The organism is Pseudomonas kermanshahensis (assembly GCF_014269205.2).
In the GTDB taxonomy this organism is placed as follows: domain Bacteria; phylum Pseudomonadota; class Gammaproteobacteria; order Pseudomonadales; family Pseudomonadaceae; genus Aquipseudomonas; species Aquipseudomonas kermanshahensis.
The window spans coordinates 3925589-3951839 of record NZ_JABWRY020000001.1; the positions used below are offsets into that span (position 1 = coordinate 3925589).

Consider the following 26251-nt stretch of genomic DNA (forward strand, 5'->3'; position numbering starts at 1 on the left):
ACGGGAAGATTACAACTTTGTCAGTTTGGGCGAGCGCCGACATCGTCACGTATCATTTCCGGTAACCGCCGCGCCCCCTCCAGAACTATGGACACTGCATGAAACTGTTGATCGTTGAAGACCAGGCCCGCACCGGCCAGTACCTGAGCCAGGGCCTGAGCGAGGCGGGCTTCGCCACCGAACTGGCAGCCGATGGCGAAACAGGCCAACACCTGGCACTGACCGGCGACCATGACTTGCTGATCCTCGACGTGATGCTGCCAGGCCGCGATGGCTGGCAGATTTTGCAAGCAGTGCGCCAGGCCGGCCTGGACACCCCCGTGCTGTTCCTGACCGCCCGCGATGCGGTAGAAGACCGTGTGCACGGCCTGGAGCTGGGCGCCGACGATTACCTGGTCAAGCCGTTTGCCTTTTCCGAACTGCTGGCCCGTGTACGCAGCCTGCTGCGCCGTGGCGCCAGCCCGAGCCAGGACACCACCTTGAGCCTGGCCGACCTGCGCCTGGACCTGATCCGCCGCCGCGCCGAGCGCGCCGGCCAGCGCATCGACCTGACCGCCAAAGAGTTCGCCCTGCTCGAATTACTGCTGCGGCGCCAGGGCGAGGTGCTGCCCAAATCGCTGATTGCCTCGCAGGTCTGGGACATGAATTTCGACAGTGACACCAACGTCATCGAAGTGGCCATCCGCCGCCTGCGCCTGAAAATCGACGACCCGCACACCAGCAAGCTGATCCACACCGTGCGGGGCATGGGCTATGTGCTGGAGGAGCGTCAGGATTGATGCGCCGACTTTCCCTCGGCAGCCGCCTGGCGCTGCTGTTCGCGGCCTGCACCGCTGCCGTTTCGCTGGGGGCTGGCGTGCTGTTCAGCCGCGCCAGCGAGCAGCACTTCATCGAACTCGACCAACAGTTGCTGGAATCTCGCCTGTCGCTGTTTCGCACGCAGCTGGCCGGCGTCGTCGGGCCCGCCGAACTGGGCGCCCGCCTCCCCGCCCTGCGCGATGAGCTCAGCCACCAGGCCGACTTGGCCCTGCGCATCAGCGGCCATGACGGTAGGCCGTGGTTCGACAGCCGCACGCAATTGCCCAACACCACGCCGCCCTCTGGGCTTGCCACTCTGCACACCGACGGCGCCGACTACCGCAGCCTGGCCATGCCCCTGAACCCGTCCGATCCGCAGTCTGCGCAGCTGACCTTGTACCTCGACATCACCCACCATCAGCACTTCCTGCAGGGCATGCAGCGCCTGATCTGGCTAACGGTCGGCCTCTCGGCCCTGGCCACCGCCTTGCTCGGTGCCTGGGCCGTACGCCGGGGGCTGAGGCCGCTGCGGCAGATGGGCCAGGTTGCGGCCAGCGTGTCGGCCCGCTCGCTGACTACCCGCCTGCCAGTGGCGCAGATGCCGGAAGAACTGGCCGAACTGGCCACCACCGTGAACGCCATGCTGCAGCGCCTGGACGATGCCTTCCAGCGCTTGTCGGCATTCTCCGCCGACATCGCCCACGAACTGCGCACACCACTGTCCAACCTGCTGACCCACACACAGGTCACCCTCACCCGCCCGCGCAGCCTTGAGGAATACCGCGAGGCCTTGCATGGCAACCTGGAGGAGCTGCAGTGGATGGCGCAGATGATCAACGACATGCTGTACCTGGCCAAGGCCGACCATGGCCTTCTGGTGCCTGGCCAAGCCACGCTGGCGCTGCATGAAGATGTCGATGCATTGCTGGAGTACTACGCGCCGCTGGCCGAGGACCGCGACGTGACGCTGCTGCGCCAAGGCCAGCTGCTGTTGCAGGGGGATCGGCCCATGCTGCGCCGCGCGTTGTCGAACCTGCTCGACAATGCCTTGCGCTTCACCCCACCCGGTGGGCAGGTACGCGTGACGCTGGAGCCTGGCTTGCGGGTTTGCGTGGCCAATACCGGGGAGGCAATCGCACCGGCTGCATTGCCCCGCTTGTTTGACCGGTTCTACCGTGTGGACCCGGCGCGGCGCGAAGGCAGCACGGAGCACGCCGGGTTAGGGCTGGCGATTACCCGGTCGATCGTGCAGGCGCATGGTGGGCGTATTCGTGCAGAGTGCGAGGGTGGCTGGACGCGGTTTGTGATCGAGTTACCTGGCAATCAATAGAACCGCAGCTCCTGCATCGGCGTGTAGGAGCAGCCTTGTGCTGCGAAGAGGCCGGTGCAGGCTGCAGCAATCTGCTTTGCCTGCACCGGCCTCTTCGCAGCACGAGGCTGCTCCAACAATGAACGCGGATCAGCGCTTCAAACCGCCAGGCCAATCGCCGGCTGCACCTGCGATGCCCGGTACGCCGGGTAAATGGTCGCCAAGAAGCTCATCACCAACCCCGCCGCACAGATGATCACCACATCGCCCCACTGCAGTTCCGACGGCAGGCTGCTGATGAAATACACGTCCGAGGTGAAGATATGCTGGCCGCTGACCCGCTCCAGCCAGCCAACGATCTGGCTGACATTGAACGCGGCAATCACCCCCAGCACACCGCCGATCAAGGTCCCGACAATACCGATCAAGCTGCCCTGGACCATGAACGTACCCATGATCTGCGCAGGCGTGGCACCCAGGGTACGCAGGATGGCGATATCCGGCCCTTTGTCGTTCACCACCATCACCAGCGTGGCAATGATGTTGAACGCCGCCACCGCGATGATCATCATCAGCAGCAGGCCGATCATGGTCTTTTCCATCTTCATGGCGCTGAACAGGCTGCCCTGGGTGTGCGACCAGTCATCAGCACGGTAGGCATCGCCCAGGCCGGCCGCGATGGCTTTGGACACCTGCGGCGCCGCATACAGGTCATGCAGCTTGAGCCGCACGCCTTGTACCTGGCCCGGCGCCCAACGCTGCATTTCGCCCGCATCGGCGACGTGAATGTACGCCTGCGAGCCATCCAGCTCTGCGCCGACTTTGAAGATACCGACCACGGTCAGGCGCTGCATGCGCGGGGTGATGCCACCCGGCGCCTTGCTGATTTCCGGCACGATCAGGGTCAGCTTGTCGCCCGTGTTCAAACGAAAACGCCGCGCGCTCAGTTCACCGAGCACCACGCCAAACTCACCTGGCTTAAGGTCCTGCAGGCGGCCCTGGACAATATGCTGGCCGACAATGGAAACCTTGCCTTCCTCTGCCGGGTCGATGCCGCTGACCTGGATCGGCTGCATCGCGCCCTTGTAAGAGAGCATGCCTTCCATTTCGGTGATTGGCGCCGCGGCCATCACCGCCGGGTCCTTCAGCGCGGCATCGGCGACGGTGCGCCAGTCATCCAGCGGCTGCACGCCAAGGATGCTGGCATGGGGCACCAGGCCGAGGATGCGCGAGCTCATCTCGCGCTGGAAGCCGTTCATTACCGACAGCACCACGATCATCGCCAGCACGCCCAGCGACAGGCCGATCATCGAGGTCATCGAGATGAACGAGATGAAATGGTTGCGGCGCTTGGCACGGGTGTAGCGAGCACCAATGAACAAGGGCAAGGGTCTGAACATGTAAAACACCCAATGAAAGAGTTGCGGGGCGGCTCAGGCCACCCCGTGCAAGCGGCTCAGATCGCCACCAGGTGACCGTCGTCGAGTTTCAACACACGGTCCATCTGGCGCGCCAGGTTGAGGTCGTGGGTCACCACCAGGAACGCGGTACGCGAAGCGCTAGACAGCTCCTGCATCAGTTCCTGAATGCCTTGGGCGGTGTGGTGGTCGAGGTTGCCAGTCGGTTCGTCGAGCATCACCAGGCCCGGGCGGTTGACCAAGGCGCGGGCGATCGCCACACGCTGGCGCTCACCGCCGGACAACTCGGCAGGCTTGTGGTGCAGGCGGTGGCCAAGGCCGACGCGCTTGAGCAGGGCCTCGGCGCGCTCACGCGCCTCAGGGATGGCGGTGCGGCCGATCAACAGCGGCATGCACACGTTCTCCATGGCGGTGAACTCGGGCAGCAGGTGGTGAAACTGGTAAACGAAGCCCAGTGCCCGGTTGCGCAACAGGCCACGCGCGCGCTCACCCAGGGCCGACAGCTCCTCGCCCGCCAGCCAGACACTGCCCTGGGTAGGCGTGTCGAGGCCGCCAAGCAGGTTGAGCAAGGTGCTCTTGCCAGAGCCCGAGCTGCCGACGATGGCCACGCGTTCACCCGGGTGCAGCTCCAGCTGCAAGCCAGACAGCACCTGCACCGACTCCGGGCCCTCGTCGTAGGACTTGCCCAGGTTGCGGCAACTCAGAACGGCTTTATCACTCATGCGCGACTCACTCATAACGTAGCGCCTCTGCAGGCTGGGTGCGGGCCGCACGCCAGGCCGGATACAGGGTGGCGAAGAAACTCAGGACCAGTGCCGCGGCACAGACCATGTACACGTCATTGGCCATGATCTGCGACGGCAGGTAATCAATGAAATACACGTCGGCGTTGAGGAACTTGTGCCCGATCAGCTTCTCGATGCCGGCAATCGCCGCACTCACGTTGAGCGCGGCAAGAATGCCGACGCCGGCGCCGATCAAGGTGCCAATCACCCCGATCACCGTACCTTGCACCATGAAGATGGCCATGATCTGCCCAGGCGTGGCGCCGAGGGTGCGCAGGATCGCGATGTCGCCGCGCTTGTCATTAACCACCATCACCAGGGTAGAAATGATGTTGAACGCCGCCACCGCCACGATCAGCAGCAACAGCAGGCCGATCATGGCCTTTTCCATGCGGATCGCCTGGTAAAGGTTGCCATGGGTGCGGGTCCAGTCACGGCTGTAGAACTCCTGCTCGCCCAGCTGCTGGGCGATAGACCAGGCCACGCGCGGCGCCTGGAACAGGTCGTCGAACTTCAGCCGCAGGCCTTGCACCTGGTTCGGTTTCCAGCGGTGCAGGCGGGACAGGTCGCTGATGTTGGTCAAGCCCAGGTAACCGTCGATTTCGCCGGCGCCCACGTGGAAGGTACCGACCACGGTAAAGCGCTTCATGCGCGGGAACATGCCGGCCGGGGTCACGCTGACCTCGGGGGCGACGAAGGTCAGCTTGTCGCCGATGGCCACACCCAGCTTGGCGGCAGCCTTGTCGCCGATCATGATGCCCCACTCGCCCGGTGCCAACTGGTCGAGACGGCCTTGCTGGACGAAGTTGTCGATGATCGACACCTCGCGCTCGCGGGCCGGGTCGATGCCATTGAGCAGCACCTTCTGCACCTTGCCTTCATGGGTCAGCAGGCCCTGCATCTGGGTGAAGGGCGCTACCGCCACCACCTGCGGATTCTGCTTTACTTGTTGGGCAAGCGCAGGCCAGTCGTCAAGCGGCTGGCCGCTCTCGAGCGTGGCATGGGGAATCATGCCGAGCACGCGGGTACGCATCTCGTGGTCGAAACCGTTCATGACCGAGAGCACCACGATCATGACCACCACGCCCAGGGCGAGGCCGATCATCGAGGTCAGGGAAATGAACGAGACGAAGTGATTGCGACGTTTGGCACGGGTATAACGCGTGCCGATGAATGCGAAAAGAGGTCTGAACATGTCGGGGCTTGTTCGGATGAAAGGGAACGTCCTTGTGGCGGGGCGCTTACGGCGGCTTTACACTCGGACCACCGCCGCTACCATGGGTTCGCCATGACGACATTAGACGAAGAAGATCGCCGCGAATACTACCGCATCGCAGATCGGATCGCACTTCAAATCAACCCCTTGAGCGCGGCTGAAGCCCTTGACCCAGAAGTGTTGCAGGATGATTCGCCGCTGTTCAACCTGCTCAGCGAGCTGCACCTGTCCGACTTCGAAGCCCAGCACCTGCTGCGCCAGCTGAGTGACAAGGACCGCACCCTGGCGGCGTTTTTGCGCGCGCAAAGCAAACGCCTCGACCTGCTCAGCGCCGTGGTCGCGCAAACCCTCATCGGTGAGGTCGGCCAGCCGCAGGCAGTGGTCATCTCCGAAGGCGGCATCGAGTTCACCCAGGCCCAGGCCATCGCCCCCGACACCCGCGTGAAGGTGAAGATGGTGCTGATGCCCCGCGCCCACGGCCTGCTGCTGCGCGGCAAGGTCACCCACTGCGACCCACGCCCTGACGGCGGCTTTGAGGTCGGCACCGAATTCATCGACATGACCGACGCCCAGCGCCAACTGCTGGCCCGATACATCCTGCAGCGCCAGCAACAACAACGGCGCCAGCAGCTGGAGCAGAATGACCCTGCCTCCTGAGCCTCTTCCCCTTGAATTGAAGGAACGAACGTGACCCTGATCTACGGCCATCGCGGCGCCAAGGGCGAAGCGCCCGAGAATACCCTGAACAGCTTCCGCCAGTGCCTGTCCCACGGCGTCAATCGCTGTGAACTGGACCTGCACCTGTCGGCCGACAACGAACTGATGGTGATCCACGACTCGACGCTCAAGCGCACCACCGGCAGGCGCGGTAAGGTGGTCGAGCACCCGGCAGCCGACCTGGTCACCTATGACGCACGCAAAGGCGGCCCGGGCCATGTGCAGCCCTGCCCTATCCCGAAACTGGAAGAACTCTTCGAAAAATGCGCCTTCGAGCATTGGCAGCTGGAGGTCAAGAGTGCCTCGCGCACCCGCGCCGCCACCACGGTGCTGGCCATTCGTGAACTGGCCCAGCAATACGGCCTGCTGGACAAGGTCACCATCACCTCGAGCTCACGCGAAGTGCTGGGCGCCGCACAAGAGCTGGTACCCGACGTGTCTCGCGGGCTGGTGGCCGAATACGCCTGGCTCGACCCACTGAAGGTCGCGCAAAACTACGGCTGCGAGTTGCTGGCCTTGAACTGGACACTGTGCACCCCAGAGCGCCTGCTCAAAGCCCAGGGCCAGGGGTTGCATGTGTCGGTGTGGACAGTCAACGAACCGGCACTGATGCGCCGGCTCGCTGATTTTGGCGTGGACAGCCTGATTACAGACTTTCCCGGTTTGGCCAAGACCACCCTCGGGTAGGGCTGAAATCGGTATCCCCGACCGGCTCAGGCCACCGGTCGGAGCCGCTTAAAAAAGCCGGTTCAGGCCGTCGTAGGCAGCTACCCGATAGGCTTCGGCCATGGTCGGGTAGTTGAACGTGGTGTTGACGAAGTACTTCAGGTTATTCAGCTCGCCCGGCTGGTTCATGATCGCCTGGCCGATGTGGACGATTTCCGAAGCCTGGTAGCCGAAGCAGTGCACGCCGAGGATTTCCAGAGTTTCGCGGTGGAACAGGATTTTCAGCATGCCCTGTGGTTCGCCGGCGATCTGCGCGCGGGCCATGCCCTTGAAGAAGGCCTTGCCCACTTCGTACGGTACCTTGGCCTGGGTCAGTTCCTGCTCGTTCTTGCCGATCGAGCTGATCTCCGGAATGGTGTAGATACCGGTCGGCACGTCATTGACGAAGCGCCAGCTGCCATTGTCGACGATGCTGCCCGCTGCCGAACGGCCCTGGTCATGGGCGGCACTGGCCAGGCTCGGCCAGCCGATCACGTCACCGGCACCGTAGATGTTCGACACGGTGGTACGGTAGGCCTCATCGACCTCGATCTGGCCACGGCTGTTAACCTTGATGCCGATGTTTTCCAGGCCCAGCTTGTCGGTGTTGCCGGTACGGCCGTTGCACCACAGCAAGGCGTCGGCCTTGATCTTCTTGCCCGACTTCAAGTGCAGGATCACACCGTTGTCCAAGCCTTCGACCCGGTCGTACTCCTCGTTGTGGCGCACGGTGATGTTGTTGTTGCTGAAGTGGTAGCTCAGCGCCTGGGAAATTTCCGAATCCAGGAAGCTCAGCAGCTGGCCACGGTTATCGACCAGCTCGACCAGCACACCCAGGCCGCTGAAGATCGAGGCGTATTCGCAACCGATCACGCCGGCGCCGTAGACGATCAGTTTGCGCGGGGTGTGGCTGAGGCTGAGGATGGTGTCGCTGTCATAGACGCGTGGGTGGTGGAAGTCGATGTCGGCCGGGCGATATGGGCGCGAGCCGGTGGCGATGATGATCTGCTTGGCGTTGAGCTTTTCGACCACACCGTTGGGGCAGACCACTTCGATGGTCTGCTCGTCGGCGAAGCTGCCGGTGCCGAAGAACAGGTCGACACGGTTGCGAGCGTAGTAGCCGGTGCGCGAAGCGACCTGCTTGGCAATGACCTTTTCGGCGCTCTTGAGCACGTCCGGGAAGGAGAACCAGCGCGGCTCGCCGATGGCACGGAACATCGGGTTGGTGTTGAACTGCATGATCTGCCGCACCGAGTGACGCAGTGCCTTGGACGGGATGGTGCCCAAGTGGGTGCAGTTGCCGCCGACCTGGCGACGGCTGTCGACCATCGCCACCTTGCGCCCTGCTTTGGCGGCGTTCATTGCCGCGCCTTCTCCGGCCGGGCCGGAACCCAGCACCACTACGTCGTAGTTGTAGACAGCCATGCGTACTCCTTCAGAACTGGCCCGCGAGTCACGGTGGCTCGCGGGGCGCGATCATGTCGCCGGGGCGCCATGAGAAAATTCGGTTGCAGTCTAATCAAGCGTGAACGCCGCGCACATTAACCCTTGGTCGCGTCGTAGGCCAATTTTGCCTGCACTACATGTGGTTCACCGATTCCCTGGCGATCATCCATCCTTGCGCTTTCACTCGCCTTTCATTGCCCGTGCAAACGCTGGGGTCGCTCGGGAGACGAAGCCACCCTCGGCCCGAGTCACCAATACGGCGGCAAGGTTATGGCTGACGGCGAAATCCCAGCCGCGCTCGGGGCCGAGAATCAGCAGCAGGGTCGAGAACCCGTCAGCCTTCAGCGCCGAGGCGTCGAGCACAGTGGCCGCAGCCAGGTCGTGCGCGACCGGGCGCCCGAGACGGGCATCGAAGGTGTGCGAATAGCGCCGGCCATTCTGCTCGAAATAGTGGCGATAGTCACCCGAGGTCGATACCGAAAGGCCATCCACCGGGATGACCTGGCGGGCGATCTGGCGGTCTTCACGGGGCAGCTCGAGGGCGATGCGCCACGGGCTGCCGTCGGGTTTGCGGCCAACCGCCTTGAGCTCGCCGGTGGCTTCGGCGATGAAACTGCTGATGCCCATGGCCTGCAGGCGCTGGGCGATCAGGTCGACGGCGTGGCCGGCGGCGATGCTGTTGAAATCCAGTTCCACCGGGGCATCCTTGCACAATGCCTGGCCTTCGATGCGCAGGTGCTGGTAGCCCACGCGCAGGCGCGCCTGGGCCAGGGCTCGCGGGTCGGGCACCTGCTCGTGGCGGGCCTGGGGGCCGAAGCCCCAGAGGTCGAGTAGCGGCTCGACAGTGAGGTCGAAGGCGCCGGCACTTTGCGCCGCCAACTGCTGGCCGAAGCGGACCAGGTCGAGCATGTCTGATGGCAATGCCAGGCATTGATTGGCCGGCAGCTGGTTGAACTGGCTGACAGTGGAATCGCTGCGGTAGGTGGAATAGTGCTGGTCGATGTCCTGGAGGATGGCTTCGACTTCAGCCTGCACCTGGGCTGGGGCCGGGCCACCGGGGGCGCGGACGTACTGGATGCTGTAGCTGCTGCCCATGGTCGGGCCGCCCAGGCGCTCAAGGGTCGGGCCCTGGTTGCAGGCGGTGAGGAGCATCAGGATGAACAGGAGGGCTGCGCGCAAATTCGGACTCTCGGTCGCCGACACTGGCCTCTTCGCGGGTAAACCCGCCCCCACAAGGTATTGCACCGCCCTCAAGAACGCAGACGAACCTGTGGGGGGTTTACCCGCGAAGAGGCCAGTAGAGACAACATAAATGCTAGGCAAAAAAAACGGGAACCCGAAGGTTCCCGTTTTTTCATTGCCTTACAAGCGAATCAGCGTGGAAACGCTGGCGGGTTCACACCAGCCATGTCTTCCATCACACGAACCACCTGGCAGCTGTAACCGAATTCGTTGTCGTACCAAACGTACAGCACAACGCGGTTGTCGTTGGCGATGGTCGCCTCTGCGTCAACCACACCGGCGTGGCGCGAGCCGACGAAGTCGGTCGAAACCACTTCCTGCGAGCTGACGAAGTCGATCTGCTTGTGCAGCTCCGAGTGCATGGCCGTCTGGCGCAGGTACTCGTTGATCTCTTCGCGGGTGGTGGGCTTTTCCAGGTTCAGGTTCAGGATAGCCATCGAGACGTTCGGCGTCGGTACGCGAATCGCGTTGCCGGTCAGCTTGCCCTTCAGCACGGGCAGTGCCTTGGCGGCTGCAGTGGCGGCACCGGTCTCGGTGATAACCATGTTCAGCGGCGCGGCACGGCCACGGCGGCTGCCCTTGTGGAAGTTGTCGATCAGGTTCTGGTCGTTGGTGAACGAGTGAACGGTTTCGACGTGGCCGTTGACGATGCCGTACTTGTCGTTGACAGCCTTCAGCACCGGCACGATGGCGTTGGTGGTGCAGGAAGCGGCCGAGATGATCTTGTCATCGGCGGTGATGTCACCGTGGTTGATGCCGTGCACGATGTTCTTCAGCGCGCCCTTGCCAGGTGCGGTGAGGATCACGCGGGCAGCGCCCGGGCAGGCCAGGTGCTGACCCAGGCCGTCGGCATCACGCCATACACCGGTGTTGTCGACGATCAGCGCGTTGTCGATGCCGTACTGGGTGTAGTCGACTTCGCTCGGGTTCTTGGCGTAGATAACCTGGATCAGGTTGCCGTTGGCGGTGATGGTGTTGTTGGCTTCGTCGATGGTGATGGTGCCATCGAACGGGCCGTGCACCGAGTCACGGCGCAGCAGGCTGGCACGCTTGACCAAGTCGTTCTCGGCGCCTTTGCGCACGACGATGGCACGCAGGCGCAGGCCGTCGCCACCACCGGTCTTCTCAATCAGGATGCGCGCCAGCAGGCGGCCGATGCGGCCGAAACCGTACAGGACGACGTCGGTGCCTTTACGGGCCGAAGCGTTCTGTTGGCCAACTACGTCAGCCAGCTCTTCACGCACGAACTGCTCGGCGCTGCGGCCGTTGCCTTCCTGCTTGAACTTGTTGGCCAGCTTGCCCAGGTCAACCGAAGCGGCGCCCAGTTTCAGCTCGCTCATGGCCTTGAGCAGAGGGAACGTCTCGTGGACAGACAGTTCGGTCTCGTCGGTCTGACGATGACGCGCAAAGCGGTGGGCTTTGAGGATCGAGATAACCGAACGGTTGATCAGGCTGCGGCCATAAATCGAGCTCACCACGTTGTTGTTGCGGTAGAGCTGACCGATAAGCGGGATCATCGCTTCAGCCAATGCTTCACGATCAATCCACTCACCAAGACACTGGTCGGGCTTCTGAGTCACGGGAACCTTCCACATGTAGGGACAGAAAAAAGGGGCTACATTATGACGCCCCAACGCGGAACGGGCAATGAGCGCCTGTCGCGGCAGCCAGAGCCAGTGTTCATGGCCTTTGGAGCCTGACAGCAGGCACCGGCACCGGTACAATCGGTGTCTTTGCCGCAACGCTTGGAGTGCAATCTCCCGTGTCAGTTCTGCGCCTACCGCAACTGTCGGCCACGGCCGGCAAACAAACCTGGGGCAACCTGCCCGGTGCCGCCCTCAGCCTTGCCATTGCCGAAGCCGCCAGCAGCGCTGGCCGCTTTACCCTGCTGCTGACCGCCGACAGCCAGGCCGCCGACCGTCTGGAACAGGAGCTGCGCTTCTTTGCCCCAGACCTGCCGGTGCTGCCCTTCCCCGACTGGGAAACCCTGCCCTACGACCTGTTCTCGCCGCACCAGGACATCATCTCCCAGCGCATTGCCAGCCTGTACCGGCTGCCGGAGCTGAGCCACGGCATTCTCGTCGTGCCGATCACCACCGCCCTGCACCGCCTGGCGCCGACCCGCTTCCTGCTGGGCAGCAGCCTGGTGCTGGACATCGGCCAGACCATCGACGTCGAGCAAATGCGCACGCGCCTTGAAGCCAGCGGCTACCGCTGCGTCGACACCGTTTATGAACATGGCGAATTCGCCGTGCGCGGCGCGCTGATCGACCTGTACCCCATGGGCAGCAAGCTGCCCTACCGCATCGACCTGTTCGATGACGAAATCGAGACGCTGCGCACCTTCGACCCCGAGACCCAGCGCTCGATCGACAAGGTCGACTCGGTGCGCCTGCTGCCGGCGCGCGAATTTCCGATGCAAAAAGAGGAAGTGACCCGCTTCAAGGCGCGCTTCCGCGAACGCTTTGACGTCGACTTCCGCCGCAGCGCGATCTTCCAGGACCTGGCCAGCGGCATCATTCCCGCCGGCATCGAGTACTACCTGCCGCTGTTCTTCGAAGACACCTCGACGCTGTTCGACTACCTGCCCAGCGACACCCAGGTGTTTTCCCTGCCGGGCGTCGAGCAGGCCGCCGAGCACTTCTGGAACGACGTGCGCGGGCGCTACGAAGACCGCCGTGGCGACCTGAGCCGCCCGCTGCTGCCGCCTGCCGAGCTGTTCCTGCCGGTGGAAGACTGTTTCGCCCGGCTCAAGCAATGGCCGCGGGTAGTAGTCAGCGCCGATGACGTCGAGGCAGGTGCCGGCCGTGAACGCTTCCCAGCACGCCCCCTGCCCGAACTTGCCATCGAGGCCAAGGCCAACCAGCCACTGGCGGCGCTGTCCAGCTTCCTTGACCAGTTCCCTGGCCGCGTACTGTTTACCGCCGAGTCTGCGGGCCGTCGCGAAGTGCTGCTGGAACTGCTCGAACGCCTGAAACTGCGCCCGCACACCGTCGAAGGCTGGGCCGACTTCATCACCGGCTCCGAGCGGCTGGCGATCACCATTGCCCCGCTCGACGAAGGCCTGGTGCTGGACGACCCGGCCCTGGCCCTGATCGCCGAGAGCCCGCTGTTCGGCCAGCGCGTGATGCAGCGCCGGCGGCGCGACAAGCGCGGCGAGACCGCCAATGATGCGGTAATCAAGAACCTCACCGAACTGCGCGAAGGCGCACCGGTGGTGCACATCGACCATGGCGTGGGCCGCTACCTGGGCCTCGCTACCCTGGAGATCGACGGCCAGGCCGCCGAGTTCCTCACCCTGGAATACGCCGAGGGCGCCAAGCTGTACGTGCCGGTGGCCAACCTGCACCTGATCGCCCGCTACACCGGCAGCGATGACGCCCTGGCGCCGCTGCACCGGCTCGGCTCCGAGGCCTGGCAGAAGGCCAAGCGCAAGGCCGCCGAGCAGGTGCGTGATGTCGCCGCTGAGCTGCTCGACATCTATGCCCGCCGCGCCGCGCGCAAGGGCTACGCCTTTGCCGACCCCGCTGCCGACTACGCCACTTTCAGTGCCGGGTTCCCCTTCGAAGAAACCCCCGACCAGCAGAACGCCATCGAAGCCGTGCGCGCCGACATGCTGGCGGCCAAGCCGATGGACCGCCTGGTGTGCGGCGACGTAGGCTTCGGCAAGACCGAAGTGGCCATGCGCGCGGCCTTCATCGCCGTGCACAGCGGCCGCCAAGTGGCGGTGCTGGTGCCGACTACCCTGCTGGCCCAACAGCACTACAACAGCTTCCGCGACCGCTTCGCCGACTGGCCGGTAACCGTCGAAGTGATGAGCCGTTTCAAATCGGCCAAGGAAGTCGCCAGCGCGGCGGCGGACCTGGCCGAGGGCAAGATCGACATCCTCATCGGCACCCACAAGCTGCTGCAGGACGATGTGCGCTTCAAGGACCTGGGCCTGGTAGTGATCGACGAAGAGCACCGCTTTGGCGTACGCCAGAAGGAACAGCTCAAAGCCCTGCGCAGCGAGGTAGACATTCTCACCCTGACCGCCACGCCGATTCCGCGCACCCTGAACATGGCCGTGGCCGGCATGCGCGACCTGTCGATCATCGCCACACCGCCCGCCCGACGCCTGTCGGTGCGCACCTTCGTCATGGAACACAACAACAGCACGGTCAAAGAAGCCCTGCTGCGTGAACTGCTGCGCGGTGGCCAGGTGTATTACCTGCACAACGACGTGAAAACCATCGAGAAGTGCGCTGCAGACCTTGCCGAACTGGTCCCGGAAGCGCGTATCGGCATCGGCCACGGCCAGATGCGCGAGCGCGAGCTGGAACAGGTGATGAGCGACTTCTACCACAAGCGCTTCAATGTGCTGATCGCCTCGACCATCATCGAGACCGGCATCGACGTGCCAAGCGCCAACACCATTGTCATCGAGCGCGCCGACAAGTTCGGCCTGGCCCAGTTGCACCAGTTGCGTGGCCGGGTCGGCCGCAGCCACCACCAGGCCTACGCCTACCTGCTGACGCCAGCACGTCAAAAGGTCAGCAGCGACGCCGAGAAGCGCCTGGAAGCCATCGCCAATACCCAGGACCTGGGGGCAGGCTTCGTGCTGGCCACCAACGACCTGGAAATCCGCGGCGCTGGTGAACTGCTGGGCGAAGGCCAAAGCGGGCAGATCCAGGCAGTCGGTTTCACCCTCTACATGGAAATGCTCGAGCGCGCGGTCAAGGCCATCCGCAAAGGTGCCCAGCCAAACCTCGAACAGCCACTGGGTGGCGGCCCGGAGATCAACCTGCGCCTACCGGCCCTGATCCCCGAGGGCTACCTGCCCGATGTGCATGCACGCCTGATCCTTTACAAGCGCATCGCCTCGGCCGCCGACGAAGAAGGCCTCAAAGACTTGCAAGTCGAGATGATCGACCGCTTCGGCCTGCTGCCGGAGCCAACCAAAAACTTGATGCGCCTGACCTCGCTCAAGCTGCAGGCGGAAAAGCTCGGCATCAAGAAAGTCGATGCCGGCCCCAACGGCGGCAAGCTTGAGTTCGAGGCCGAGACACCGGTCGACCCGCTGACCCTGATCAAGCTGATCCAGGGCCAGCCCAAACGCTACAAGTTCGAAGGCGCCACCCAGTTCCGCTTCCTGGTACCGATGGAACGCCCCGACGAACGTTTCAACACCCTTGAGGCGCTGTTCGAGCGCCTGACCCCACAGTCTGCCTAAGGAAGATCCATGCGTGCCATCCGTTGCCTGACCCTGCTGCTGGCGCTGTTCGCGCCAGCCGCCTTCGCTGAAGGCCTGTATCAGGTAGAAATGATCCTGGTGCGGCAAAACAGCGTCCCCGCTTTCACCAGCCCGTTCGCCCCCGAAGACTGGAGCGCCGGTGCGCCGCGCCTGGACAAGGCCGCCGAGCGCCCACTGGGGCTGGACGATGAAACCACCCGCCTGCAAGCCACCGCCGACTACACCGTGCTGATGCACAAGGCCTGGCAGCAGCAGGTCGGCAGCGAACCCAGCCGCATCGCCCTGGGCGAGGGCGAAGAGCAGTTCGGCCACTTCCCCATCGAAGGCAACCTGAGCATCGCCGAAGGCCGCTTCATCGCGGTGGAGGCCAACTTCTGGGTCAACCAGCTCGACGGCAACGGCAGCGTGCTGCGCAGCGAGCAATTCAAGCAGAGCAACAGCAACGTCAAGGGCGGCCAATTGACCTTCCTTGATGGCGGGCACCTGGCGGTGCTGCTGAAAGTGACGCCGGCCGGGATGCGCAAGCTACCAGAGATGGACCCGGAGATGATGGAGCAGTGATGTGAGCGAGACCGATGCGCAGTTCTTTATCCGGGGCCTTGACACCTGGAGGTTCGCGTTTGACCGCACTACGCTGCAACGCGGCCTCGACTATGCAGAGGAAGGCAGGAGCGAAATCGTATCGATCCTGGACCTGACCATCCGCGCTCAGTGCGCAGGCTCTGGCGGCCGCGCCTATTACCAGCGCATCACGCTGGACATGACCGAGGACGGCCTTGAATGCGAGGGCACCTGCTCGTGCCCGGTCGGTGACAATTGCAAACACTGCGCAGCGGCGCTCTATTTGCTGGAACGGGGCCCGGACTGGGTCGAAGGCACACCTGACGACCCCCTTGCCGTTACGCCAGCAGCGCAGCAGTCCCTAGAATTGCCCCCCGAACTGGCACACTGGGTCGAGGCCCTGGAAGTACCGGCAAGCCTTGCCACACAACCCGCCAAGCGCAAAGGCCCTGCACTCTACTATGTGGTGAGCAACAACCATGGCCAGTGCATGCTCAGCGTGTTCAAAGGTACCCGGCAGCCCGATGACAGCTTGAAGCTGAGCCGGCCCAGTTCGATGCCCGAGCTCATCTACTACACACCCAAGTACGTGACCGATGAAGACTTGCGTGCGCTGCGGCTGATCGATGCCCTCAGTAAGGATTACAGCCTGCCCGTCGCACGCCTGGAAGGCAAAAAGGGCGCCGAACTCTACGAGTATGCCCTCGCCACCGGCCGCTTACTGTATGGCCAACAGCAGAAACCCCTGGCCCAAGGCCCCGACCTGCACGCCGAATTTCGTTGGGTTCGGCTGGACAACGGCAGCTACCGCGGCGCCTGGCACCATGCTGAAAATACCCACATGCTGGCACTGCCGGTCGACCCACTCTATTACGTCGACCCACAAGGCGGACAGACCGGCAAGCTGCTGCATGACCTTGACCCGTTCATTGCCAGCCAACTGGCCAGCGCCCCGACGGTCCCCGAGCACCTGATCATCCCCCTGAGCCATCGCTTGAACGCATTGAACCGCCAGGTTCCGACGCCCACCAAGGTCCGCAGCGAACAGATCGACACGATCGAGCCTCGCCCTCACCTGACCCTCGGCAGCCTCGAGTACAGCGCGTACATGCCCAAGACCGGACGCATGCAGCGCCAGATGCAGCACCGCGCCGCGCTGTCGTTCGACTACGACGGCCTGCGCGCCAGCGGCAACGACGACAAACCGTTGACCCGCCTGGTGGATGCCACCAGCCAGCGCATTCGCCGCCAGCCCAAGGCCGAACAGGCGCTGCGCAAGACGCTACGCGACCTCGGCTTCAAGGCCGCCACCCGGCAGAGCAAGGCGCTGCCCGACAGTGCGGGCGAGATGCACCAACTGCCGGATGACGAGGCCTGGCTGCACTTCGCCCGCAACGGCCTGGCACGCCTGCGTGAAGCCGGCTGGGTGATCGACATCCACCGCGATTTTTCCTTCAACCTGCACGAGGTGGACGACTGGTACGCCAGCATCGACGAAGCCCCCGGGCATGAATGGTTCGACCTGGAACTGGGCATCGTGGTCGATGGCCAGCGCCACAGCCTGCTGCCGATCGTGCTGCAGTTGCTGCGCAGCAACCCGGAACTGCTGCGCCCCAGCGAACTGGCCCGGCGCAGTGACGACGAACACTTGCTGATCGACCTTAACCGCGGCCGCCTCGACAGCCCCGCGCTGCGCGTCGCCCTGCCCTACGGCCGGATCAAGGCGGTGATGGGCACCCTTGGCGAGCTCTACCTGCATGAAGACGCCGCCGGCCCTTCACTGCGCCTGGACCGGGCCGATGCCGCGCGCTTGAACGAGCTCGATCACCTGCCGCTGCACTGGGAAGGCGGCGCGCACGTGCGCGACCTGGGCAAGCGCCTGCGTGACGCACGCGACCTGCAGGTCGAACCGCCCGCGCAACTGAACGCGGCCCTGCGCCCTTATCAGCAACAAGGCCTGAACTGGTTACAAGCCCTGCGCGAAATGGGCACGGGCGGCATCCTCGGCGATGACATGGGCCTGGGCAAGACCCTGCAAACCCTGGCTCACCTGTTGCTGGAGAAACAGTCCGGCCGCCTGACCACTCCCGCCCTGGCGGTGATGCCGACCAGCCTGATACCCAACTGGCTCGACGAGGCCAAACGCTTTGCCCCCGACCTGCGCGTGGTGGCACCGCAGGGCCCAGGGCGCAGCAAGCATTTCGCCACGCTGCATGACTACGACCTGGTGCTCACCACCTATGCCCTCGTGCCCCGCGACCTCGAACACTTGCGCACGCAGCACTGGCACGTGCTGGTACTCGACGAGGCGCAGAACATCAAAAGCAGCACCAGCAAAGCCGCCCTCGCCGTCTGCGAGCTGCAGGCCGAGCAGCGCCTGTGCCTGACCGGTACGCCGATGGAAAACAACCTCGGCGAGCTGTGGTCGATCTTCCACTTCCTGATGCCGGGCTGGCTGGGCGACCTCAAGCGCTTCAACCAGGATTACCGCACCCCGATCGAACGCCGCGGCGACGCCGAACGCATGACCCACCTGGTCAGCCGCATCCGCCCGTTCCTGCTGCGCCGCACCAAGGAACAGGTGGCCACCGAACTGCCCGCCAAGACCGAGATGGTGCACTGGGTCGAGCTCAGCGATGCTCAGCGCGATACCTACGAGGCGGTGCGGGTGGCGATGGACAAGAAAGTGCGCGACGAAATCGCCCGAAACGGCGCCTCGCGCAGCCAGATTGTCATCCTTGATGCCCTGCTCAAGTTACGCCAGGTGTGCTGCGACCTGCGCCTGGTGAAGGGCGTCGAGACCAAGGGCAACCAGGCCGATAAAGGCAAGCTCGGCGCCCTGCTGGAGATGCTCGAAGAGCTGCTCAGTGAAGGCCGGCGGGTACTGCTGTTCTCCCAGTTCACCTCGATGCTGGCATTGATCGAGCAAGAACTGCAAAAGCGCAAGGTGCGTTACAGCCTGCTGACCGGCGACACCCGCGACCGCCGCACGCCGGTGCAAGCGTTCCAGCAGGGTGACAGCGAAGTGTTCCTGATCAGCCTCAAGGCGGGTGGCACCGGGTTGAACCTGACGGCTGCGGACACGGTGATCCACTTTGACCCCTGGTGGAACCCGGCCAGCGAAAACCAGGCCACCGACCGCGCCTACCGCATCGGCCAGGACAAACCGGTGTTCGTGTTCAAGCTGATTACCCGCGGCACGGTGGAAGAGAAGATTCAGCTGTTGCAGCAAGAGAAGGCGGCCCTGGCGGCAAGCCTGCTCGATGGCGGGCAGGCCGGGCAGTGGCGGCTGGGGGATGATGAGATCGAGGCGCTGTTTGCCCCCTTGCCCGGGAAGCGCGGCCGCTAGCAGCCAGTGCCGACCTCTTCGCGGGGCAAGCCCGCTCCCACAGAAAATGTACAGCCCTCAAGAGCGGTGCAGTCCTGTGGTGTACAGCCCTCAAGAGCGGTGCAGTCCTGTGGTGTACAGCCCTCAAGAGCGGTGCAGTCCTGTGGGAGCGGGCTTGCCCCGCGAAGAGGCCAGATCAGTCAATCGACCAGCTGCGCCTCGCGCAACGCCCCCAACGCCTCCAGCCAACGCGGCTGCTGGCGATAATCGGTGCGCGCAAAGCCCTGCCCGCGCATCCGTGCAATGCGCGGCGAAGGCTTGACCTTCAGCCGCTGCGCCGCACTCAATGCCAGCTCTGCCGCCGCCCGGTCGTTGCACACCAGGCCCATGTCGCAGCCAGCACTCAACGCTGCTTCGATGCGGTTGGCCGCATCCCCGACCACGTGCGCACCGGCCATGGACAGGTCGTCACTGAAAATCACCCCGTCAAAGCCCAGCTCACCTCGCAGGATGTCCTGCAACCAACGCCGCGAGAAGCCGGCCGGCTGGTTATCGACCTGCGGGTAGATCACGTGGGCCGGCATCACCGCTGCCAGCTGGCCGCTGAGCCGGGTGAAGGGCACCAGGTCCGCCTGACGCAACTGTTCAAGGCTGCGCTCGTCCGTGGGAATGGCCACGTGCGAGTCGGCCTCGGCCCAGCCGTGCCCCGGGAAGTGCTTGCCGCAGGCCGCCATGCCCGCAGCGTTCATACCGCGAATGAAGGCCGCCGCCAGCTGCGTGGCGCGCTGTGGTTCACCCTCGAAGGCGCGGCTGCCGACCACCGCACTGCGCTGGTGGTCCAGGTCGAGCACCGGGGCGAAGCTCAGGTCCAGGCCTACCGCCAGCACCTCGGTGGCCATCAACCAGCCGCACTGCTCCGCCAGGTAATCGGCGTTGTCGTTGTCGGCCAATGCACGCATGGCCGGCAGGCGCACGAAGCCTTGGCGCAGCCGCTGCACACGCCCGCCCTCTTGGTCGACGGCCAGGATCAAGTCCGGGCGAATCGCGCGAATGGACGCGCACAGTTCGCGCACCTGGCGCGGGCTGTCGATATTGCGGGCAAAGATGATCAAGCCGGCCACTTCAGGTTGGCGCAGCAGGTGACGGTCTTCGGCGGTCAGCCATTTACCGGCGATGTCCACCATCAAGGAGCCTTGCAGGCTGACGGTCATGGGAAATCCTTCATTGAAGACTTAAAGAAGCCCACTGGGGGCAAGCCGCCTCTTCGATGCGCACCCGGCAATGGGCCGGCACGCGGTCGAACAGGCCAAGCAAATCGGTGTTGTGCAGGCGTATGCAGCCATGGGACAGCGGCACGCCCAAAGGTTCGGTCTCAGGTGTGCCATGCAAGTAGATATAGCGGCGGAACGTGTCGACGGCGCCGAGGCGGTTGACGCCCGGCTCGCAGCCGCTGAGCCAGAGTATGCGGGTGAGGACCCAGTCCCGCCCGGGAAACCGCGCCTGCAGCTCAGGCGACCAGACCTCACCGGTCCAGCGCCGCCCACGCAACACTGCGTTCAGCGGCAGGCCCGCGCCAATCTTCGCCCGTACCTGATGCAGGCCACGCGGCGTGCAGCCCGAACCCTTGCGCTCGCCGGCGCCGTTACGCGCCGTGGACACCGCCAGGCGCAGGCACAAGCGGCCCTGGGCGAACCCATAGAGGCATTGGTCGGCAAGGGAGATGTGCAATAGATCGAGATCGGGCATGGGCGCTAGCTTAGCCGAAGCGCCCTGCCCCGCCCAGCCTTCAGGCCTTGGCGGTGGCTGTGCTGCTGGTCTTGCTGCGCGGGCGCAGTTGGGCGGCTGCCATGGCTTCGTCGGTGACCCCGCTGTCGGCACGCATGCCTGCTGCCAGGAACGGCACCATCAGGCGCATGACCTGTTCGATCGAGGTATTGATGCCAAAATCGGTTTCGGCGATGGCGCGCAACGCCTTGATGCCGGACATGCTGAACGCTGCGGCGCCGAGCATGAAGTGCACGCGCCAGAACAGCTCCAGCGGCGGAACCCGTGGCGCGGCTTCGTTGACCAGCAGCATGTAGCGGCGGAACACCTTGCCGTACATGTCTTCCAGGTAACGCCGCAGGTGCCCCTGGCTCTGGCTGAAAGCCAGCCCCAGCAGGCGCATGAAGATAGACAGGTCATTGTTGCTGCGCGGCTGCACGGCCAGGGCCTGCTCGACGAGCATTTCGAGCAGCTCCTCGAGGCTGGGCTTTTGCTCCGGGCGCGCCTGGCGACGCTCGAGTTCACGTTCGAGGCTGGCACAGAAAGGGCCGAGGAAACGCGAGAAGACCGCCTGGATAAGGGCCTTTTTGGAACCGAAGTGGTAGTTGACCGCCGCCAGGTTCACCCCGGCCTTGCTGGTGATCAACCGCAACGAGGTTTCAGCGAAGCCTCTTTCCGCGAACAGCTGCTCGGCAGCATCGAGAATGCGTTCAACGGTTTCCGATTGGGCCATGATTATTCCGCCAGACAAACAGGTGTTTGAAACATACGTTTCAGGCCTGCGTCTGTCAAGGCTCGGTGACTGGGTGGTCGCCATTTAAAAACGCCAATCATCGCGCTGCAAGCGCCATTCTCGCTGTTTCTTCGTACAGGGTGCTTGCAGCTCATCCAGTACTGTATATAATCCCAGTCACTGTATAAAAAGACAGAGCGCTCACCATGTTGAAACTGACGCCACGCCAAGCTGAAATTCTCGCGTTCATCAAACGTTGCCTTGAAGACAACGGCTTTCCACCGACACGCGCTGAAATCGCTCAGGAGCTGGGCTTCAAATCGCCCAACGCCGCCGAAGAGCACCTGAAGGCCCTTGCTCGCAAAGGCGCCATCGAGATGACCCCCGGCGCATCCCGCGGCATCCGTATCCCCGGGTTCGAGGCCAAGGCCGACGAAAGCGGCCTGCCGATCATCGGCCGGGTCGCAGCGGGCGCACCGATCCTCGCTGAGCAGCACATCGAGCAATCCTGCAACATCAACCCTGCCTTCTTCCACCCTCGCGCCGACTATCTGCTCCGCGTGCACGGCATGAGCATGAAGGATGTCGGCATCTTCGACGGTGACCTGCTGGCAGTGCACACCTGCCGCGAAGCCCGCAATGGCCAGATCGTCGTCGCCCGCATCGGTGACGAAGTGACCGTCAAGCGCTTCAAGCGCGAAGGCACCAAGGTCTGGCTGGTTGCCGAAAACCCCGAATTCGCCCCCATCGAAGTCGACCTGAAAGAACAGGAGCTGGTGATCGAGGGCTTGAGCGTCGGCGTCATACGCCGCTGATCCAGGAGGCGCCATGCAGCAGTTCATTCACGCACCCGAGCAAGCCCAGTTGCCATTGTTCGAAGCATTCCTTGCCCAGCCCATTCTGCCGGGCCTGAAGGCCAGCGAGCAGACGCGCAAGAGCAGCCACCCCGAGCTGTTCAGCGAGCTGTCACTGCGCGGCGCTGCCGAGCATTGCCAGAGCCTGTTGGCCCCGGTCCTGCGCGAACTGAGCGAAGAGGAAGACGCCCGCTGGCTGACCCTGATCGCCCCACCCTCGAGCTTGACCCAGGCCTGGTTGCGCGATGCTGGCCTCAACCGCGAACGCATCCTGCTGCTGCACCCTCGTGGCAATCAGAGCCCGCTGCAACTAACCTGCGAAGCGCTGCGCCTTGGCCGCAGCCACACCGTGGTCAGCTGGCTTGGCAGCGTCAATGCCAGTGCGCGTCAACTGCTGCTGCGCTCAGCCAGCACCGGAAACGCACAAAGCCTGAACATCCGCCTCGGCTGATGTTCAGGCTTTGCCTGTTACTTCAAAAGCACTGATACCAAGCAACGCGATCAATGCAGAACGCGAGGACCTTCGTCGCGTTCGAGCTCGCCATCCATCAGGCGACCGGCCATCTGCACGCCGACACTGAGCATGGCCTTGGCCACTTCTACATGCTGACCCTGCAGGAACGCCTTGGCGTCTTCCGAGAAATCCAGGGTTACCAGAGAGCCCTCATCCTCCGCACGACGCAGTTCGATCCGGCCATCAGGCAACTCGACAATTTCCAGAAAAGACGTAGACATAAAAGGCTGTTCTCCACGAAAGGCCAACATTGTATCAGCCGCAGCGGCTATCAGCACTCACTCAACGCGTCACGGAAACGTCTCACCAAGCTTTTAAGGTTGCTGCGCCAGCTTTCCAGCTCTTCACGCGACAGCGCAGGCTGCTCGGGCTCATCGAGATTGACGGCCTGAATCAGCGGCTGGGTGACATCGGTTTTAGGCGTTTTTTTCGCGACCGGTGGTCGGAACAAATCGGCATAAGCACTCAGCATTTGCGCCAGCCAGGTTTCACGCTGACGGGCCAATTCCAGCAGCTCGGCCACCTCGGGGATAGCGATGCCATTCAGCGCATCGCCTTCAAGCAGTTGCTCGACACTCGACGCCGTTGGTAGGCGGTAGTAGCCACCAATTTCATGGCACAGGCCCAGAAGCGCGCCGTACAAGTGGAACAGCGCCGATTCGCGTTCGGCCTGGACCAAGCCCTGAGCGTTCATGGCCTGGCCCTGTTCGGCTTTGGCCATGGACTCGAGCGCGAGGCCGGCGAAGAACAGTTTCTGGTTGGTGCGGGTGTAGAGTTCCTGGGCCATCTCGAGTGACCTCCCTAAAGGCTGGTAAGCGATTAGGATCAGTTTCAGGGATGGCCTGGCTGGCCGCAAGCTGAATGTCGCATAAACAACTGGGGCCGCTTTGCGCCCCATCGCCGTCAAGCAGGCTCCTACAGGGGGAGCGCCACCGTTGAAATGGCGCTGCACCTGTGGGAGCCGGCTTGCCGGCGATGGGGCGCAAAGCGGCCCCCGTTCAACGCCAATCAGCGCTTGTCTTCAACCTTCCACGTATTGCCGTCGTAGAACGCCTTCCACCCCGTCGGCTTGCCATCGACCTCGGACTGCACGTACTGCTCCTTGGTCTTGCGGCTGTAGCGAATCACCGCTGGGCGGCCTTCCGGGTCCTTCTGCGGGGCATCGCAGAGGAAGTGGTACTTCGGATCGATCTCATGCTTGTGCGGGACGATCTCCAGCACCAGCGGCGCACGGGTCTCGCGGTTTTTCGGGAACTGGCTGGCCGCCAGGAACAACCCCGAAGCACCGTCGCGCAACACATAGGTGTCATCGACCTTCTCGCACTTCAGCTCTGGCATTTCCACCTTGTCCATCTTTGGTGGCGCCGCCTCACCGCTTTTGAGCAGCTTGCGGGTGTTCTTGCAGGCAGGGTTGGTGCAACCGAAGAACTTGCCGAAACGGCCAGTCTTGAGCTGCATCTCGCTGCCACACTTGTCGCACTCCAGGCTCGGCCCTTCGTAGCCCTTGATGCGGTAGCTGCCCTCTTCGATCTCGTAGCCCGCACAATCCGGGTTGTTACCACAGATGTGCAGCTTGTGCTTCTCGTCCAGCAGGTAGGCGTCCATCGCCGTGGCGCAGATCGGGCAACGGTGCTTGCCCAACAGCACGCGGGATTCCGATTCACCCTCGTCATCCGCGGCAATCTCGTCACCTGGCACCAGGTTGACGGTTGCCTTGCAACGCTCCTTGGGCGGCAGGCTGTAGCCCGAGCAACCGAGGAACACGCCGGTGGAGGCGGTGCGAATCATCATCGGGCGGCCACATTCCTTGCACGGAATGTTGGTCATGGTCGGCTGGTTGGCACGCATGCCGTTTTCGGCCGACTCGGCCGTCTGCAGCTTTTTGCTGAAGTCGCCGTAGAACTCGTCGAGCACGTTCTTCCAGTCACGCTCGCCCTGGGCCACGTCGTCGAGGTTCTCTTCCATGCCGGCGGTGAAGCCGTAGTCCATCAGATTGGAGAAGCTCTCGGACAGGCGCTCGGTGACGATGTCGCCCATCTTCTCGGAATAGAAGCGGCGGTTGTGCAACGTCACATAGCCACGGTCCTGGATGGTCGAGATGATCGCCGCGTAGGTCGACGGGCGACCGATGCCGCGCTTTTCCATTTCCTTGACCAGGCTGGCTTCAGTGAAGCGCGCTGGCGGCTTGGTGAAGTGCTGGCTCGGGTCGATCTGGATCAGCTTGAGCGCTTCACCCTGGACCATTTCCGGCAGCACATCGTCTTCGCCAGGCTTGCTCTGTTGCGGCAGCACGCGGGTGTAACCGTCGAACTTGAGGATACGGCCCTTGGCACGCAGCTCGAAGTCGCCAGCCGCCACCGTGACGCTGGTGGACAGGTACTGCGCCGGCGGCATCTGGCAGGCGAGGAACTGGCGCCAGATCAGCTCGTACAGGCGCTCTGCATCGCGCTCCATGCCGCTGAGCTTGGTCGGATGGGTGTTGACGTCAGAAGGACGAATCGCTTCGTGCGCCTCCTGGGCGCCTTCCTTGCTGCCATACACCAGCGGGTTTTCCGGCAGGTACTGCTTGCCGAACTCGCGCTCGATGTAGCTGCGCGCCATGTCCAGGGCATCGGCCGACAGGTTGGTGGAGTCGGTACGCATGTAGGTGATGTAACCCGCTTCGTACAGACGCTGGGCCATCATCATGGTTTTCTTCACGCCAAAGCCCAGGCGGTTGCTCGCGGCCTGCTGCAAGGTGGACGTGATGAACGGCGCCGAAGGCTTGCTGCTGGTCGGGCGGTCTTCACGCTTGACCACGCTGTAGCTGGAAGCCTTGAGCTTCTCCAGCGCTGCCATGGCCTGTGTTTCGTTAAGCGGCTTGAAGGCCTCGCCTTTCTCGCGCGCCACTTCGAAACGCACTTTGGCGTTCTTGGCGGTGCCCAAATCGGCGTGGATCTCCCAGTACTCTTCGGGGATGAAGGCACGGATCTCGCGCTCGCGCTCGACCACCAGCTTCACCGCGACCGACTGTACACGGCCTGCAGACAGGCCACGGGCGATCTTGGCCCACAGCAGTGGCGAAACCATGTAGCCCACCACGCGATCGAGGAAGCGCCGCGCCTGCTGGGCGTTGACGCGGTCGATGTCCAGCTCGCCCGGTTGCGAGAAGGCCTCTTGAATGGCCTTCTTGGTAATTTCGTTGAACACCACGCGCTTGTAGCGGGTGTCGTCACCACCGATGGCTTCGCGCAGGTGCCATGCAATGGCCTCCCCTTCGCGGTCCAAGTCGGTTGCGAGGTAGATGGTGTCAGCATCCTTGGCCAGGCGGCGCAGCTCTTCGATCACCTTTTCCTTGCCAGGCAGGATCTCGTACTTGGCCTTCCAGCCGTGGTCGGGGTCGACACCCATGCGCGCCACCAACTGGCGGCGTGCCTTTTCTTTCGGCGAAAGGGCCGGCGCCTCACCCGCAGCCTTACCACGCTTGGCGGCCGGCTCTTTGCTAGCGCTGGCCGAACCGCTGGTGGGGAGGTCTCGGATATGGCCGATACTCGACTTCACCACGTACTGGTTGCCCAGGTACTTGTTGATGGTCTTGGCCTTGGCCGGGGATTCCACAATGACCAGCGATTTGCCCATGGATCGGAGT

Annotated in this window: 21 protein-coding genes; 9 read left to right on the plus strand and 12 right to left on the minus strand. The window is 63.6% G+C overall.

Features of this window, described 5'->3' with window-relative positions:
* Positions 1-98 precede the first annotated feature (98 nt).
* Positions 99-779 carry a two-component system response regulator CinR gene (gene cinR, locus HU764_RS17710; protein ID WP_186682246.1) on the plus strand — a complete coding sequence of 227 codons (681 nt, stop codon included), beginning with the start codon at positions 99-101 and terminating at the stop codon, positions 777-779.
* On the plus strand, positions 776-2128 hold the full coding sequence (locus HU764_RS17715) for a heavy metal sensor histidine kinase (RefSeq protein ID WP_202885428.1): 1353 nt from the start codon (positions 776-778) through the stop codon (positions 2126-2128). Before cinR ends, HU764_RS17715 begins: the two co-directional genes overlap by 4 nt.
* Before the next feature lie 137 nt (positions 2129-2265).
* Here HU764_RS17715 and HU764_RS17720 read toward each other — a convergent pair whose 3' ends face one another.
* The 3 genes from HU764_RS17720 to HU764_RS17730 are packed head-to-tail and all read right to left on the minus strand — an operon-like array spanning position 2266 to position 5505.
* Positions 2266-3507, minus strand: coding sequence for a lipoprotein-releasing ABC transporter permease subunit (locus HU764_RS17720; RefSeq protein WP_027596610.1), 1242 nt, complete (start codon positions 3505-3507; stop codon positions 2266-2268).
* Between the two features lie 56 nt (positions 3508-3563).
* Positions 3564-4247, minus strand: coding sequence for a lipoprotein-releasing ABC transporter ATP-binding protein LolD (lolD, locus tag HU764_RS17725; RefSeq protein WP_172960376.1), 684 nt, complete (start codon positions 4245-4247; stop codon positions 3564-3566).
* Positions 4248-4254: 7 nt separating this feature from the next.
* The gene (locus tag HU764_RS17730; RefSeq protein WP_027596612.1) at positions 4255-5505 is read right to left on the minus strand and encodes a lipoprotein-releasing ABC transporter permease subunit; all 1251 of its coding nucleotides are present in this window, start codon (positions 5503-5505) and stop codon (positions 4255-4257) included.
* A 93-nt stretch (positions 5506-5598) separates the two neighbouring features.
* On the opposite strand from HU764_RS17730, the gene HU764_RS17735 reads away from it, so the two are divergent.
* Complete coding sequence (locus HU764_RS17735; RefSeq protein ID WP_099430031.1) at positions 5599-6183, plus strand: PilZ domain-containing protein; 585 nt, start codon at positions 5599-5601, stop codon at positions 6181-6183.
* A gap of 30 nt (positions 6184-6213) precedes the next feature.
* The gene (locus tag HU764_RS17740) at positions 6214-6930 is read left to right on the plus strand and encodes a glycerophosphodiester phosphodiesterase (protein WP_186682250.1); all 717 of its coding nucleotides are present in this window, start codon (positions 6214-6216) and stop codon (positions 6928-6930) included.
* Between the two features lie 48 nt (positions 6931-6978).
* Here the strand turns inward: HU764_RS17740 and sthA are convergent, their stop codons facing one another.
* The 3 genes from sthA to HU764_RS17755 form a co-directional block, all read right to left on the minus strand.
* A complete protein-coding gene (gene sthA, locus HU764_RS17745; protein ID WP_027596615.1) occupies positions 6979-8373 on the minus strand; it encodes a Si-specific NAD(P)(+) transhydrogenase in 1395 nt (464 codons plus the stop codon).
* A 201-nt stretch (positions 8374-8574) separates the two neighbouring features.
* Complete coding sequence (locus HU764_RS17750) at positions 8575-9573, minus strand: FAD:protein FMN transferase (RefSeq protein WP_186682252.1); 999 nt, start codon at positions 9571-9573, stop codon at positions 8575-8577.
* 194 nt (positions 9574-9767) lie between these two features.
* Positions 9768-11231 carry a glyceraldehyde-3-phosphate dehydrogenase gene (locus tag HU764_RS17755; RefSeq protein WP_027596617.1) on the minus strand — a complete coding sequence of 488 codons (1464 nt, stop codon included), beginning with the start codon at positions 11229-11231 and terminating at the stop codon, positions 9768-9770.
* Positions 11232-11398: 167 nt separating this feature from the next.
* On the opposite strand from HU764_RS17755, the gene mfd reads away from it, so the two are divergent.
* Genes mfd through HU764_RS17770 form a run of 3 tightly spaced genes read left to right on the plus strand, consistent with a single transcriptional unit; the run spans position 11399 to position 18779 of the window.
* Positions 11399-14848, plus strand: coding sequence for a transcription-repair coupling factor (mfd, locus tag HU764_RS17760; protein ID WP_186682254.1), 3450 nt, complete (start codon positions 11399-11401; stop codon positions 14846-14848).
* A 9-nt stretch (positions 14849-14857) separates the two neighbouring features.
* Positions 14858-15430: a CsiV family protein gene (locus tag HU764_RS17765; RefSeq protein ID WP_099453388.1), complete on the plus strand. Its 573-nt coding sequence runs from the start codon at positions 14858-14860 to the stop codon at positions 15428-15430.
* A gap of 1 nt (position 15431) precedes the next feature.
* Entirely contained in the window at positions 15432-18779 is a 3348-nt protein-coding gene (locus HU764_RS17770; RefSeq protein ID WP_186703865.1) for a DEAD/DEAH box helicase, read from the plus strand.
* 179 nt (positions 18780-18958) lie between these two features.
* Here HU764_RS17770 and nagZ read toward each other — a convergent pair whose 3' ends face one another.
* The 3 genes from nagZ to HU764_RS17785 are packed head-to-tail and all read right to left on the minus strand — an operon-like array spanning position 18959 to position 21255.
* On the minus strand, positions 18959-19957 hold the full coding sequence (gene nagZ / locus HU764_RS17775) for a beta-N-acetylhexosaminidase (protein WP_186703872.1): 999 nt from the start codon (positions 19955-19957) through the stop codon (positions 18959-18961).
* Positions 19958-19979: 22 nt separating this feature from the next.
* On the minus strand, positions 19980-20504 hold the full coding sequence (locus tag HU764_RS17780) for a L,D-transpeptidase (RefSeq protein ID WP_186682341.1): 525 nt from the start codon (positions 20502-20504) through the stop codon (positions 19980-19982).
* Between the two features lie 40 nt (positions 20505-20544).
* Entirely contained in the window at positions 20545-21255 is a 711-nt protein-coding gene (locus HU764_RS17785; RefSeq protein ID WP_027596622.1) for a TetR/AcrR family transcriptional regulator, read from the minus strand.
* A 206-nt stretch (positions 21256-21461) separates the two neighbouring features.
* Here HU764_RS17785 and lexA point away from each other — a divergent pair, with 206 nt between their 5' ends.
* Complete coding sequence (gene lexA / locus HU764_RS17790; protein WP_027596623.1) at positions 21462-22070, plus strand: transcriptional repressor LexA; 609 nt, start codon at positions 21462-21464, stop codon at positions 22068-22070.
* A gap of 13 nt (positions 22071-22083) precedes the next feature.
* Positions 22084-22560: an SOS-induced cell division inhibitor SulA gene (gene sulA / locus HU764_RS17795; protein ID WP_027596624.1), complete on the plus strand. Its 477-nt coding sequence runs from the start codon at positions 22084-22086 to the stop codon at positions 22558-22560.
* A 50-nt stretch (positions 22561-22610) separates the two neighbouring features.
* Here sulA and HU764_RS17800 read toward each other — a convergent pair whose 3' ends face one another.
* The 3 genes from HU764_RS17800 to topA form a co-directional block, all read right to left on the minus strand.
* Positions 22611-22844: a hypothetical protein gene (locus tag HU764_RS17800; protein WP_004376430.1), complete on the minus strand. Its 234-nt coding sequence runs from the start codon at positions 22842-22844 to the stop codon at positions 22611-22613.
* A 50-nt stretch (positions 22845-22894) separates the two neighbouring features.
* A complete protein-coding gene (locus HU764_RS17805) occupies positions 22895-23410 on the minus strand; it encodes a DUF6586 family protein (protein ID WP_027596625.1) in 516 nt (171 codons plus the stop codon).
* 221 nt (positions 23411-23631) lie between these two features.
* The gene (gene topA, locus HU764_RS17810; RefSeq protein WP_186682343.1) at positions 23632-26241 is read right to left on the minus strand and encodes a type I DNA topoisomerase; all 2610 of its coding nucleotides are present in this window, start codon (positions 26239-26241) and stop codon (positions 23632-23634) included.
* Positions 26242-26251: the final 10 nt, after the last annotated feature.

What these genes read in the sequence shown, in the direction of transcription:
- cinR (WP_186682246.1), top strand. Translation starts at nt 99, where the DNA reads ATGAAACTGTTGATCGTTGAAGACCAGGCCCGCACCGGCCAGTACCTG.
- HU764_RS17720 (WP_027596610.1), bottom strand. Translation starts at nt 3,507, where the DNA reads ATGTTCAGACCCTTGCCCTTGTTCATTGGTGCTCGCTACACCCGTGCC.
- lolD (WP_172960376.1), bottom strand. Translation starts at nt 4,247, where the DNA reads ATGAGTGATAAAGCCGTTCTGAGTTGCCGCAACCTGGGCAAGTCCTAC.
- HU764_RS17730 (WP_027596612.1), bottom strand. Translation starts at nt 5,505, where the DNA reads ATGTTCAGACCTCTTTTCGCATTCATCGGCACGCGTTATACCCGTGCC.
- HU764_RS17735 (WP_099430031.1), top strand. Translation starts at nt 5,599, where the DNA reads ATGACGACATTAGACGAAGAAGATCGCCGCGAATACTACCGCATCGCA.
- sthA (WP_027596615.1), bottom strand. Translation starts at nt 8,373, where the DNA reads ATGGCTGTCTACAACTACGACGTAGTGGTGCTGGGTTCCGGCCCGGCC.
- HU764_RS17755 (WP_027596617.1), bottom strand. Translation starts at nt 11,231, where the DNA reads ATGTGGAAGGTTCCCGTGACTCAGAAGCCCGACCAGTGTCTTGGTGAG.
- HU764_RS17765 (WP_099453388.1), top strand. Translation starts at nt 14,858, where the DNA reads ATGCGTGCCATCCGTTGCCTGACCCTGCTGCTGGCGCTGTTCGCGCCA.
- HU764_RS17780 (WP_186682341.1), bottom strand. Translation starts at nt 20,504, where the DNA reads ATGCCCGATCTCGATCTATTGCACATCTCCCTTGCCGACCAATGCCTC.
- HU764_RS17785 (WP_027596622.1), bottom strand. Translation starts at nt 21,255, where the DNA reads ATGGCCCAATCGGAAACCGTTGAACGCATTCTCGATGCTGCCGAGCAG.
- lexA (WP_027596623.1), top strand. Translation starts at nt 21,462, where the DNA reads ATGTTGAAACTGACGCCACGCCAAGCTGAAATTCTCGCGTTCATCAAA.
- sulA (WP_027596624.1), top strand. Translation starts at nt 22,084, where the DNA reads ATGCAGCAGTTCATTCACGCACCCGAGCAAGCCCAGTTGCCATTGTTC.
- HU764_RS17800 (WP_004376430.1), bottom strand. Translation starts at nt 22,844, where the DNA reads ATGTCTACGTCTTTTCTGGAAATTGTCGAGTTGCCTGATGGCCGGATC.
- HU764_RS17805 (WP_027596625.1), bottom strand. Translation starts at nt 23,410, where the DNA reads ATGGCCCAGGAACTCTACACCCGCACCAACCAGAAACTGTTCTTCGCC.
- topA (WP_186682343.1), bottom strand. Translation starts at nt 26,241, where the DNA reads ATGGGCAAATCGCTGGTCATTGTGGAATCCCCGGCCAAGGCCAAGACC.